The following is a 12,317-nucleotide window of genomic DNA, read 5'->3' as shown; positions in this document are numbered from 1 at the left end:
ACAGGGTAATCAATGGAAAATTTGCAACTGGTATTGTTCGTGTTAGGCGCGGTAGCCATTATCGCGGTACTTGTGCATGGTTTTTGGTCCATTAGGCGGCAGCAACCTAAATCATTAAAAGAATCGCCCATGACAGGGCTATACACAGATAAGACACGTGACAGTGACGGTTTCGACGCAGATGGCGTTGGCCCTGTAAGAGTAATTAAAAATAACGGCGAAGATCGCAGCATTCCTAAGGCCACCTCGACCAGCCGTGCCACACCTGCAGGTGCTCGCGCGCAAGAGAGCGAGCCAGCAGAAGCCTCGCCCAGTTTCTCCCTGTCGGACGAGCCTAAGCAGAAGGCGCCGCGTTCGCGTCAAGAGCCAGTGATGTCGGCCACTCCTAACGAGGAAGTTAGCGACGCCCATCTCGAGCAGATGGAGCTTGGCCTGGGGCAGGCCCCCGCGCAGCCTTCGCTGTTTGAAGACCCTGTTACTGAGCGGAAGCATGAAGCAGTGCGCCCCGCGCCGAGAGTCGAAGCGACTCAGTCAGTAGCGCCTGCATCTGTAGAGCCAGTGCCTGTTGAACCAGAGCCAACGCCAGAAGTGGCCGAAGAGGCGCCGCTTGGCGAACCACAGGATGTACTGGTGCTGCACGTGGTGGCTAAAGAGGGCGAGGCCCTCAATGGCGCCGAGCTACTACCTAGCCTGTTGACCCTTAACTTCAAGTTTGGTGATATGGATATTTTCCATCGTCATGAGGATAATGCTGGCACAGGCAAGGTGCTGTTTTCATTGGCTAACATGGTTAAGCCTGGGGTATTCAACCCAGATGAGATGGAGCAGTTTACTACTCAGGGCATAGTGCTGTTTATGACGCTGCCTTGCTATGGCGATCCTCTGATGAATTTCTCAATCATGCTTAACTCGGCCCATCAGCTGGCCGACGATCTCGGCGGCGAAGTGCTCGACGGTGGTCGCGGCGCCTGGAGCGAGCAGACCAAGCAGTCTTACCTGCAGCGCATTCGCGCGCAGATGTGATCCCTAGACCAACATTGAAGTAGAGGCCGCATCAGCGGCCTCTGTTGCTTAAACTGGATAAGAAATCATGCAAGCCATACAAGACGAGATTAAACAGTTAACCGACGAGCTTAATCAGCACAACTATCGCTACTATGTCGATGACGCGCCCTCGATCCCCGACGCCGAATATGACCGTCTCATGCGTCGCCTGCAGGAGTTGGAGGTCGAGCATCCCGAGCTGGCGCTGGCCGACTCTCCAACCCAAAGAGTCGGCGGCGAGGCCCTGAGCAAGTTTAATCAGGTGACTCACCTCAAACCCATGTTGAGCCTGGATAACGTCTTCAGCGAAGAGGAGTTCAACGCCTTCTATAAGCGCGTCGGCGATAAGCTGCCGGAGGCGCCGGCATTTTGCTGTGAGCCTAAGTTAGACGGTTTGGCGGTGAGTATCCTCTATCGCGATGGCGTGTTTGAGCGCGCCGCCACCCGCGGCGATGGCTCTGTCGGTGAGGACATTACCGAGAATGTGCGCACCATCAAATCTGTGCCCTTAAGACTCAGGGGGAGCGGTTTCCCGCCACTGCTCGAGGTGCGCGGCGAAGTCTTTATGCCTAAGGCGGCCTTCGAGGCGGTCAACGACAAGGCCCGCGCCAAGGGCGAGAAGCTCTTCGTCAATCCGCGTAATGCCGCCGCCGGTAGCCTGCGTCAGTTAGACAGCAAGATCACCGCCAGCCGCTCCTTGGCATTCTATGCCTACGCCCTGGGCGTGGTGGAGCCAGAAACCTGGCCGCTGGCAGCCAGCCATTTCGAGCAGTTGATGCAGCTTAAAGAGTGGGGTTGTCCGGTGAGCAGTGAAGTCAAGGTATGTGCGGATATCCCGACCGTGCTGGCCTATTATCAGGACATACTGACCCGTCGCAGCGAGCTGGCCTATGAGATAGATGGCGTGGTGCTTAAGGTGAATGATATCGCTCAGCAGCAGACTCTTGGTTTCGTTGCTAAGGCGCCTCGCTGGGCCACCGCCTATAAGTTTCCGGCCCAGGAGGAGATCACTCTGCTCGAAGGGGTAGACTTCCAGGTGGGCCGTACCGGCGCCGTGACCCCGGTTGCGCGCCTGCAACCTGTCTTTGTCGGCGGGGTTACCGTCTCCAACGCCACCTTGCATAACGCCGATGAGATCGCCCGTCTCGGGGTGATGATAGGCGATAGCGTGATCATCCGCCGCGCCGGTGACGTGATCCCTCAGGTCGTTGCCGTGGTGCCCGAGAAGCGCCCGAGCGATGCCCAGGCGATCCAGTTTCCGCCACAATGCCCCGTGTGTGGCAGCGACGTGGAGCGCGTCGAGGGCGAAGCGGTTGCCCGTTGTACAGGCGGCCTCTACTGTGAGGCCCAGCGTAAGGAGGCGATCAAGCACTTCGCCTCGCGCAAGGCGTTAGATATCGATGGCATGGGCGACAAGGTGGTGGAGCAGCTGATCGATAAGGAGCTGGTGGCCAGCCCTGCGGATCTCTTCAAGCTTACCGCCTCGGCGATCACTATGCTGGATCGTATGGGGATGAAGTCGGCCACTAATTTGGTCAATGCCCTGGAAGCGGCCAAGCAAACTACCTTTGCCCGTTTCCTTTATTCGCTGGGGATCAGGGAAGTGGGCGAAGCCACCGCCGCCAACCTGGCTAATTATTTCAAGACCCTTGAGAAACTCAAGCAGGCGGACGCCGAGACCTTTATGAAGGTTGACGATGTGGGGGTGATCGTCGCTCAGCATCTGGTGCACTTCTTCGAGCAGCCCCATAACCTTGAGGTGATAGACGGCCTGCTGCAGGCCGGTGTGCACTGGCCCGACATCGAAGAGGTTGCCGAAGAGGCGCTCTCCCTGAAGGGGCAGACCTGGGTACTAACCGGCACTTTGACGCAACTCAATCGCAACGATGCCAAGGCTAAGCTGCAGGCATTAGGTGCCAAGGTGGCGGGCAGCGTCTCGAAAAATACCGATTGCTTGGTTGCCGGTGAGGCGGCCGGCTCAAAGTTGACCAAGGCGCAGGAGCTTGGAGTTAAGGTGATCGATGAGGCAGAGCTCTTGGCAATCCTAGGCTCTTAAATTGGCTGTGTGAATTAGCCTACTAAATTAGATCTAAGTTAAACGAGAGCGTCATCGAGGGATGGCGCTTTTTTTATCGTTCACCGCCTCCATTTGTTATCAGATGTTGAAATCCGCGACATCATCACCATATAGAGAGAAACGGGGGAGGGAGAACACTATTGAATTTTGGACATATTAATTGGTTAGACGATAAGGGACACTTTAAGCCGCCGCTTATGTTGTACCTGATGCTGGCCTTTATCGCCCGGGGATGGTGTGTGTTTATCGCCTCCCTGACTCAGGCCAGCGATCGAGCCGGTTTGGTCGCCCTCATCTATCCGCAAAAGTCTGACTTTCTGATGGCCTTGGCGGCCGGTGTCGGTGGCTTATTTCTCTATGGCTTAGTGATCGCCGAGCGCAAACGCGCTCCACTCTGGTTAAGACCCGCCTTTAATCAACTCAAACCTCTGCTGATCGTGTTCTTGATGCTGGATGCCGGCCTCTTGTTGCAGCGCCTGATTCATAACCATTTTCTCTATAGCTGGAGTTTTGGCCTGGACGCGCTGTTTCTCTTCTGGAGCCTGCTCTACATCGCCAAGTCGAAGCACCTCAAATACTACCTTCAGGATTGGCGCAATCAGACGGATTAGCGAATCCCGGCCAAAAAAAAGCGCTGCAAGATGCAGCGCCAAGCATATCTTTTCGAATGAAAATTCAGTCTCAAGATATCGGAATGTTACAAAATACCTTATAAATCAATGTGAAAAACAACAAATTCACAGGACTTATATTAAGGACAATTGACAGCAACACTCTTTAAAGAAACATAATCCGGGGTTGCTACGTATCTCTAAAGAACAGAAGCATACTAACACCAATTGAATATTGTATACAATAAATAATTTCAATCTTAGTTTAGATTTTTTGCATATCTTATAACCAGCAGCTAATCGTCTCTCGGTGCACTTTGGCGTCAATCTGTGCGTAAGTGGTCAATTTAATGACAGATTGTACAAATTGAGTTGCTATTGACTATAGTTATGTTATTAAAGTTAGGTTGCTTTTCATATTCTTAGGGGATCATCCCGCATCCAGATCTGGAGCAGGGGACCCAATGGGTATGGGGAAAATCAATGGAGTTGCTTCGAGTGGCCAGAACTGAGCCGATACAATTACCCCTGTCTAAGTTACAAACAGGTATCACTGTTAAGTTACCCTTGTCTTGGAAAAACCATCCTTTCCTTTTTAACCGCATCAAGATTGAAGAAGAGGCGCAGATAGAGCTGATCAAGAGTCTTGGCGTGCCCTACGTTCTGTTGGTGTCGGGCGAAGAACTGCTGGAAGAGGAGAGTGAGGAGGGGGATGAGCAGGCTGAAAAGGCAGAAGAGGTGGTGGATCCCATCGTAGAAGCCAAACGCAATGTGCGGAAGTCTCTGCGTCTGAGTCAGAAGCGATTCATCGATTGTGTCAACGAGTGTCGCTCGACCTTTAGCAAGATAGCCAGCGATCCCGAGGGTGCCTATCGCGAGGCTGCCTCGCTGGTGGAGTCCCTCATCGAGCATATGTTTGAGTATGAGCAGACCCACCTGGCGTTAGTGACCGCAGGTGAGAGTGACAATAGCGTAACTCAACACGGCATCTCGGTGGCGGTATTGGCGCTGATGATCGCCAGGGCCATGGAGCTGCCAAAATCAGATATGCGCGACATCGCCTTGGGCTGTCTGTTCCACGACATAGGCAAGCTCAAGGTACCCGAGTCTATCCGGCGCAAGAAGACACCGTTAACGGCCTCCGAAGCCAATTTCCTTAAGATGCACCCCAACTTTGGCTACGAGATGCTCAACAAGACGGGCCTGTTTAATAAGGCGGTGCTCAGTATTGTCTTGCATCATCACGAGTTTATCGATGGTTCTGGCTTTCCAGACGGCCTGACAGAGAAGAAGATCCCCATCATCACCCAGCTGGTGAGCCTGGCGAATGATTATGACGGTCAGCTGTGGGCCGAAGAGAGCCGCTCGCCTCAGATAGCTCTGGGTTATCTGTTTAAGAATCATGCGGGGAAACATTCGGAGACACTGATCGCCGTGTTGGTTAAATTGCTTGGGATCTATCCGCCGGGCACTCTGGTGCGTCTCAGCGATGGCGATGTCGGCAAGGTGATGGTCACCACTCAATCGGTGAAACAGCCTCAGGTGTGGGCCTGTCATCCCGACGGTAGCGAGCCCGGCCTGCGTTTCCTCAGTCAGGAGGAGGTGTTTGTCGATAGCGTGCTAAAGCTTGAAGAATTAACCGAAGGTGCAATGCGCGTGTTACAGGCCGACAGTGGAATTAGTTTTTATTTTGCTGGCACCCCCTAGTCCCGTTGCGTTATTTTAGAAGTCTGGTTTCAAGTCAAAATATTTTAATTTAGAGCATTCAAGATGATAACTTCTGTTGCCGTCGTCGGCTGCGGCTGGTTTGGTCTGCCTTTGGCCAAGGCCCTGTTAAGCCAAGGATTAAAGGTTACGGGCTCCAAGCGCTCGCCACAGGAGGCCGAGGCCTTATCAGCCGATGGAATCACTGGCTTTGCGCTGGATTTAGAAGCACTCGAGAGTGAAGGTTTGTCCTCTCAGACCCGCGAAGCGATAACCCAAGGCCTCGCCTGCGATGCCATAGTGATCAACATTCCCCCCGGACTTCGCCGTGGTGATAACGGCTATCTGGATCGTCTCAAGCGCCTCAAGGCGTTAATGGGGACTCACGAATATCAGCGTATCATTTTTATCAGCACGTCTGGTGTCTATCCTGCCGGTGGCGGTTGTTTTTCGAGCGAGAGTGCTGAGAGTGGTTGCGTCGAGAGCGATGCTAAGGTCCACAGCCCGGCGAGCGAGACCTTACTGGCCGCCGAGGCGCTCTTCTCTGGTGCTAACTCTGCCGTTGGCGAGTCTAACAATAACTGCGTCGTCGTGCGTTTTGCCGGTCTCATAGGTCCTAAACGGCATCCAGGGCGCTTCCTGGCGGGAAGAGAGGATGTGCCTGGTGGTAACCTTGCAGTGAATATGGTGCATCTCGATGATTGCATTGGTGCCGTGACCTCGCTGCTGAAAGCTGAGGGGCCTTTATCGCCAGCCTATAATCTCTGCGCGCCGCAGCATCCCACCAAGGCGGAATTTTATCAACAGGCGGCGACTCAGTTGGGGCTCACGCCGCCAAGCTTTATCGAGGGAGACTTAGCTGAAGATAAGCGCGTCGATGGAGGCCTTATCACCCGGGAGCTAAACTATCGGTATAAGTTTACCGATCCCTTAGCTATGTTGGCCCATTGCTAGGCTAATGCTTGTGAAAGCCAGTGTTCGTGAAGGCTAATGTTCCTGAAGCTTAGCGTTCAAAAGGCCGAAGCGTATTTGGTTGCGCTTTTGACTGAATTTATGAGTCCTTGTCTTGGTAAGAGAAGATAGTAAGAGAAGATTGTGAGAGAAGGTTGCAAGATAAATAAATAGCCTCAGCTAAGCTTGGGGTAGAAACATTTTTCAATAATAAGAAGAGTTGGTTATGAAAAGAGTCGTGAATCTATGTCGTTATGTGAGTCTGTTGTTTATCGCCCTGGCCGCCTTTCAGGTTAGTGCTGAGGCTAAGTATGTCGAAGGGGTCGACTATGTGAAGGTGGCGGGGATCCCTGAGGTGAATCAGCCTGTGGTACGCGAGTTCTTCTCCTATAACTGCCCCCACTGTTATCGTCAGGATGGCTTGATCACCTCGGCCGTGGCCAAGCTAAAGGCCGACTTGGGTGATAAGCTGGCATTTGAGCGCACGCCGGTGGCGGGTGGGCGTGCTGCCTGGCAGCTAAGCCAGGAAGCCTACTACCTAGCGAAGAAGTTTCATGTGACCGAGCAGACCCATGGCAATTTGTTTAAGCGGATCCATGAGGGGAACGGCGCCTTTAAGCGTCAGGAGGAGCTGAGTCAGTTCTTCGTCGAGCAGGGCTTGTCCAAGGCTGAGGTCGACAAGGCGCTGGCGTCGGTAGATAACAAGTTGGCGATCGCCGACTATGATACTCAGGCGCAATTATCTGGGATCCGCGGGGTGCCTTCGCTGCTGGTGAACGGCAAATATCTGGTGAGCAATAAGCAGCGCAGCGCCGAGGAGTTGGCCGATCTGCTTGCCTATCTTTCGACTCTGAAATAGGCCACTTCTTACTAGGAAGTCCCTCAATAGAGAGTCTCTTAATTGGAAGCCTCTCTAATCCATCAGCCGCCACTTGGCGGCTTTTTTGTACATTCCATTAACAATTCTGTTCGACCTTAGTCTAGTTTGCAAGCCTATGAAAATTATAGGTTTACGCTGGCGTCAACTTTGATCTTATTGTTTTGTAAAGAAAATGTTTTAATTCGCGCTCAGGTTGACGCTGGCGTTAGACCAAAGTCGCGATTGTCCTAATGACTGCGCTTGCTAGATTAATTCATGACTTAATAATAATCAGCACAGGGGAGTCGCAATGGCTTTTGAAAATAACGAAAAGGCAGAAGGTTACTGGCGTGAAAATTTACGTCTAGTGCTCGGACTGCTAGCAATTTGGGCTGCAGTGTCATTTGGCTGCGGTATTTTATTGGTCGATGTACTCAATGAGATCCATTTCATGGGCTTCAAACTGGGCTTCTGGTTTGCTCAGCAGGGGGCCATGTATGTATTCGTTGCACTGATTTTTGTCTACGTGGCGAAAGCCAATGCGCTGGACAAAAAATACAATGTTCATGAAGACTAAGGAGCAATGAGATGGATGTTCAAACGTTAACCTATTTGATAGTGGGCTTTACCTTTGCCCTCTATATTGGCATTGCGATCTGGTCTCGCGCCGGCTCAACCAAAGAGTTCTATGTTGCTGGCGGTGGCGTACACCCTGTGATGAACGGTATGGCCACGGCGGCAGACTGGATGTCGGCGGCGTCTTTCATTTCATTGGCGGGTATCGTCTCCTTCGTCGGTTATGACGGTTCCGTCTACCTGATGGGCTGGACAGGCGGCTATGTGCTGCTCGCGCTCTGTATGGCACCTTACCTGCGTAAGTTTGGCAAGTTTACCGTGCCTGACTTTATCGGCGATCGTTACTACTCCCAGGCGGCCCGTACCGTTGCGGTTGTCTGTGCCATCTTCATCTGTTTCACCTACATTGCCGGACAAATGCGCGGTGTGGGCGTGGTGTTCTCACGCTTCTTGGAAGTAGAGGTCGATACCGGTGTTTATATTGGTATGGCCGTGGTCTTCTTCTATGCAGTACTCGGTGGCATGAAGGGCATTACCTATACCCAGGTGGCTCAGTACTGTGTATTGATCTTCGCCTTCATGGTTCCTGCTATCTTCATCTCCGTGATGATGACAGGTCATATCCTACCGCAGCTTGGCTTCGGTGCCGAGTTGGTCGATGCCGCGGGCAACAACACGGGTGTCTACCTGCTTGAGAAACTCGACGGTCTGTCTGCTCAGCTTGGTTTCTCTCAGTATACTGAGGGCTCTAAGGGGATGATCGACGTCTTCTTCATCACGGGCGCACTCATGTTCGGTACTGCGGGTCTGCCACACGTTATCGTTCGCTTCTTCACCGTGCCTAAGGTGAAAGATGCACGTGTCTCAGCCGGTTGGGCATTGGTGTTTATCGCCATCATGTACACCACTATTCCTGCACTGGCTGCCTTCTCTCGCGTGAACATGATTGAGACAATCAATGGTCCAGAGTCAACGGGTGTGGCTTATGAAACGGCACCAGACTGGATCAAGAACTGGGAGAAGACAGGTCTGATCAAGTGGGACGATAAGAACAACGACGGCAAGATCTACTATGCCAAGGGCGAAACCAACGAGATGAAGATCGACCGCGACATCATGGTACTGGCTACCCCTGAGATCGCTAATCTTCCAGCATGGGTGATCGCACTGGTTGCGGCAGGTGGTCTGGCAGCGGCGCTGTCAACTTCTGCGGGTCTGCTACTGGTTATCTCGACGTCGGTATCGCACGACCTGTTGAAGAAGAACTTCATGCCGGATATCTCGGATAAGCAGGAGCTGCTCTATGCCCGTATCGCCGCGGCGCTGGGTATCGTTATGGCGGGTTACTTTGGTATCAATCCTCCAGGCTTCGTAGCGGCCGTGGTGGCAATCGCCTTCGGTCTGGCGGCATCGTCACTCTTCCCGGCGATCATCATGGGTATCTTCTCTCGTACCATGAATAAAGAGGGTGCCATTGCCGGTATGGTGATAGGTCTGCTGTTCTCGGCAAGCTACATTATCTACTTCAAGTTTGTGAACCCTGGTGATAACAACGCGGCGAACTGGTTGTTTGGCATCTCGCCAGAAGGCATAGGCATGCTGGGTATGATCATCAACTTTGCGGTAGCCTTTATCGTCAGCAAGGTAACGGCTGCGGTACCACAGAATGTGGTTGATATGGTTGAATCAATCCGCTTCCCTAAGGGAGCCGGTGAGGCCCACGACCACTAATCGATAGACTTATCGACCAAGGGAGCGCAGTGCGCTCCCTTTTTTTGTTTCATATCTTATTGATTTATCTTTAGCTTATCTGGCAGTCTCAGGGTTTGTGTTTAGAGTTTATGGTTGGGATTCATGTTTGGAGTTGTAGGGGAGTAGGGGTGAGTAACTATCAATTATCTGTGGCGACCTTTAATAAGCTGGCGCGCCAGTATCAGGATAAATATATGCAGATGCCACTCTACGAGCCCACCTATGCCCGCCTGAGTGAGTTACTCGGCGAGCAAGATAGGGTGCTGGAGCTTGCCTGCGGCCCGGGTAACATTGCCCGTTATCTGCTGGCGCGCCGTCCTCAGCTCGATTATTTGGGGACAGATCTGGCGCCGCAGATGGTGAGCCTGGCAAGAGAGAATAACCCCACCGCCCAGTTTGAGGTGATGGACTGCCTGGCTATCGACAGTTTAACTGAGATGTTTGATGCCATAGTGTGTGGTTTTTGCCTGCCTTATCTCAGTCGGGATGAAGCCAAGGCCTTGATCCAGGCGATGACAAGAAGGCTGAATGCTGGTGGCCTACTCTATTTGAGCACCATGGAGGGCGATTATGCCGCCTCTAAGCTGCAGACCTCCAGCAGCGGCGATCAGGCTTTCATCTATTATCACTGCGGCGTCTGGCTCAGCGCTGAGCTGAGCTCGGCAGGTTTTGAGCTGCTAAGCTGTCATCGTCAGGACTATCCTGAGCGGGGCGATGTGGATCTCTTCATCATTGCCAGGCGGCGTTAGGGAATCGGCTGGCCTTTAGTCGTATACAAGAGTTTGTTTGTTAAGGCTATAGTGAATAAAACGGCCGATGCTTGGCGAGAGTCTAGGGCGAGATGCCGACCATAACGTAAGAGGGAGATCATGGACGCGAGCGAACTGCAACCTATTACCCAATTTCTTGGCCAGCTGACGCCCTTTGACAGCCTCTCTGAGCAGACCCTGGAGCGTTGCTGCCGCGCCCTCACCGTCGGTTATTACAGCCGCTCCTCCGTCTATGTGCCGCTAGATGAGGAGCATCCTCAGCTCTATATCGTCCGCAGCGGCGCCTTCGAGGTGCGCGGCGAAGATGGCGACCTGATCGACAGGCTCGGCGACGGCGATTTCTTCGGCTTTCCCTCGCTGCTCTCCGGCGAGAAGGTGAGCAACAGAGTACAGATCCTCGAAGATGGTTTGGTATATCACTTAGACCCAGAAACTTTTAACCAGCTCAGAAGCGAGAGCCGCGAGTTCGATCGCTTCTTTAACCGCGCCTTCGCCAAGCGGCTGCGCCATCAGGGGCGCTTCAAGGCCAAGGAGCTAGGCTCCACCAACAGAGTCAGCAGCCTGATGTCTAAACAGCCCCTGTGTCTGGATATCAATGCCAGCGTCAGCGACGCAGCCCGCCTGATGCGGGATAACCGGGTCTCCTCGGTACTTATCATAGATAACCATAAGCTTGCGGGGATCCTCACCGACAGGGATCTGCGTAACCGCGTGCTGGCCGAGTCCCTCGACGGCAGCCTGCCTGTGCATCAGGCGATGACGGTTACCCCGATCACCCTGAGTGCCAATGCCCTGGTGTTCGAGGCCATGTTGCTGATGAGCCAGCACAACATTCACCATCTGCCCATCTTGGACGAGGGACACCCCATAGGGGTGATCACCAGCACAGATATTTTGCGGGGCCAGAGCTCGCAGCCCTTGCTGCTCATTGGCGAGATAGAGCGTCAGCATGATCTCGAGAGCTTGATCCATGTCTCTAAACAGATACCGCTGCTGCTGCAAAATCTCATCAGCGCCGATGCCAGGGCCGAGGAGATCGGCAGGGTGCTGACTTCGGTGACCGATGCCTTGACCCGGCGGCTGATCGTGCTCAATCAGCAGATCCTCGGTCAGGCGCCCATGCCATTTTGTTGGCTGGCGTTCGGCTCTCAGGGGCGCCAGGATCAGGCGGCCTGTTCGGATCAGGATAACGGCCTGCTGTTGGCACATGAGATGGATGAGCATGCCCAGGGGTATTTCGAGGCCCTGACCAAGGCGGTCTGCGCCGGGCTGGATCGCTGCGGTTATGTCTACTGCCCTGGGGACATCATGGCGCAGAACCCTAAATGGCGGATGACGCTAGCCCAGTGGCAACAGAAGTTTGCCAACTGGGTCGAGCACCCCGAGCCTAAGGCCTTGATGCATGCCAGCATCTTCTTCGATATGCGCTGCGTCTATGGCCCGTCGAGCCTGTTTGACGGGCTGCAGTCTCAGGTGCTGGAATCCACCAAAGATAACGATATCTTCCTCGCGGGGATGGCGGGCAACGCTTTGCAGGTATCACCACCGCTGGGCTTCTTCAAGAAGTTTGTCCTGGAGCGTGACGGCCAGGAGGTGAAAGGCATCGATCTTAAGCACAAGGGCAGTGCGCTCATTAACGATATCGCCAGAGTCTACGCCCTGTCGGCGGGCATTAGCGAGGTGAATACCGCCAAGCGCATTCGCCTGCTGATGGAGCAGAACATCATCAATCGCAAAGATGCCCTGAATCTAGCCGATGCCCACGAGTTTATCGCCCACATGCGCCTGTCGAATCAGGGTTATCAGTATACTCACAACCAACCCCTCACTAATTATCTGATGCCCCAGCAGCTCTCCTCGCTGGTACGTCATCAGCTGCGAGACGCCTTCAAGGTGGTGCATGACGCGCAGGCGGGCCTAAAACTTAAATTTACCCGGAGCTTCTAGGTGCTGGCAGGGATTAAGGTCAGGTC

Annotated in this window: 10 protein-coding genes; all 10 read left to right on the top strand. The window is 53.5% G+C overall.

The window, feature by feature from the left end; translation table 11 throughout:
- Positions 1 to 12 precede the first annotated feature (12 nt).
- The 10 genes from zipA to K0I63_RS12295 all read left to right on the top strand — a co-directional run bounded on the left by zipA (position 13) and on the right by K0I63_RS12295 (position 12,291).
- Positions 13 to 1,023: a cell division protein ZipA gene (gene zipA, locus K0I63_RS12340; protein ID WP_220081230.1), complete on the top strand. Its 1,011-nt coding sequence runs from the start codon at positions 13 to 15 to the stop codon at positions 1,021 to 1,023.
- Between the two features lie 67 nt (positions 1,024 to 1,090).
- The gene (gene ligA / locus K0I63_RS12335) at positions 1,091 to 3,100 is read left to right on the top strand and encodes an NAD-dependent DNA ligase LigA (RefSeq protein WP_220081229.1); all 2,010 of its coding nucleotides are present in this window, start codon (positions 1,091 to 1,093) and stop codon (positions 3,098 to 3,100) included.
- A 161-nt stretch (positions 3,101 to 3,261) separates the two neighbouring features.
- Positions 3,262 to 3,732, top strand: a complete 471-nt coding sequence (locus K0I63_RS12330; protein ID WP_220081228.1) for a DUF2919 domain-containing protein — start codon at positions 3,262 to 3,264, stop codon at positions 3,730 to 3,732.
- 498 nt (positions 3,733 to 4,230) lie between these two features.
- Positions 4,231 to 5,439, top strand: coding sequence for a cyclic di-GMP phosphodiesterase (locus K0I63_RS12325; RefSeq protein WP_434086800.1), 1,209 nt, complete (start codon positions 4,231 to 4,233; stop codon positions 5,437 to 5,439).
- 63 nt (positions 5,440 to 5,502) lie between these two features.
- Complete coding sequence (locus tag K0I63_RS12320; protein ID WP_220081226.1) at positions 5,503 to 6,390, top strand: SDR family oxidoreductase; 888 nt, start codon at positions 5,503 to 5,505, stop codon at positions 6,388 to 6,390.
- A gap of 223 nt (positions 6,391 to 6,613) precedes the next feature.
- The gene (locus tag K0I63_RS12315; RefSeq protein WP_220042761.1) at positions 6,614 to 7,246 is read left to right on the top strand and encodes a thiol:disulfide interchange protein DsbA/DsbL; all 633 of its coding nucleotides are present in this window, start codon (positions 6,614 to 6,616) and stop codon (positions 7,244 to 7,246) included.
- 310 nt (positions 7,247 to 7,556) lie between these two features.
- Positions 7,557 to 7,823 (top strand): DUF4212 domain-containing protein, encoded by a 267-nt coding sequence (locus tag K0I63_RS12310; RefSeq protein WP_011866169.1) that lies wholly within the window; start codon positions 7,557 to 7,559, stop codon positions 7,821 to 7,823.
- A gap of 11 nt (positions 7,824 to 7,834) precedes the next feature.
- A complete protein-coding gene (locus K0I63_RS12305; RefSeq protein ID WP_220042760.1) occupies positions 7,835 to 9,553 on the top strand; it encodes a sodium:solute symporter family protein in 1,719 nt (572 codons plus the stop codon).
- Positions 9,554 to 9,702: 149 nt separating this feature from the next.
- Positions 9,703 to 10,323 (top strand): class I SAM-dependent methyltransferase, encoded by a 621-nt coding sequence (locus K0I63_RS12300; protein ID WP_220081225.1) that lies wholly within the window; start codon positions 9,703 to 9,705, stop codon positions 10,321 to 10,323.
- A 120-nt stretch (positions 10,324 to 10,443) separates the two neighbouring features.
- Complete coding sequence (locus K0I63_RS12295) at positions 10,444 to 12,291, top strand: DUF294 nucleotidyltransferase-like domain-containing protein (RefSeq protein WP_220081224.1); 1,848 nt, start codon at positions 10,444 to 10,446, stop codon at positions 12,289 to 12,291.
- Positions 12,292 to 12,317: the final 26 nt, after the last annotated feature.

Origin of the sequence: Shewanella rhizosphaerae (genome assembly GCF_019457655.1) — a bacterium.
Classification (GTDB): Bacteria; Pseudomonadota; Gammaproteobacteria; order Enterobacterales; family Shewanellaceae; genus Shewanella; species Shewanella loihica.
This window is presented reverse-complemented; position numbering and strand designations above follow the sequence as displayed.

Bases quoted from the DNA above. Each gene is read 5' to 3' on its own strand.
- K0I63_RS12295 (WP_220081224.1), top strand. From the start codon at position 10,444: ATGGACGCGAGCGAACTGCAACCTATTACCCAATTTCTTGGCCAGCTG.
- ligA (WP_220081229.1), top strand. From the start codon at position 1,091: ATGCAAGCCATACAAGACGAGATTAAACAGTTAACCGACGAGCTTAAT.
- K0I63_RS12315 (WP_220042761.1), top strand. From the start codon at position 6,614: ATGAAAAGAGTCGTGAATCTATGTCGTTATGTGAGTCTGTTGTTTATC.
- K0I63_RS12320 (WP_220081226.1), top strand. From the start codon at position 5,503: ATGATAACTTCTGTTGCCGTCGTCGGCTGCGGCTGGTTTGGTCTGCCT.
- zipA (WP_220081230.1), top strand. From the start codon at position 13: ATGGAAAATTTGCAACTGGTATTGTTCGTGTTAGGCGCGGTAGCCATT.
- K0I63_RS12305 (WP_220042760.1), top strand. From the start codon at position 7,835: ATGGATGTTCAAACGTTAACCTATTTGATAGTGGGCTTTACCTTTGCC.
- K0I63_RS12310 (WP_011866169.1), top strand. From the start codon at position 7,557: ATGGCTTTTGAAAATAACGAAAAGGCAGAAGGTTACTGGCGTGAAAAT.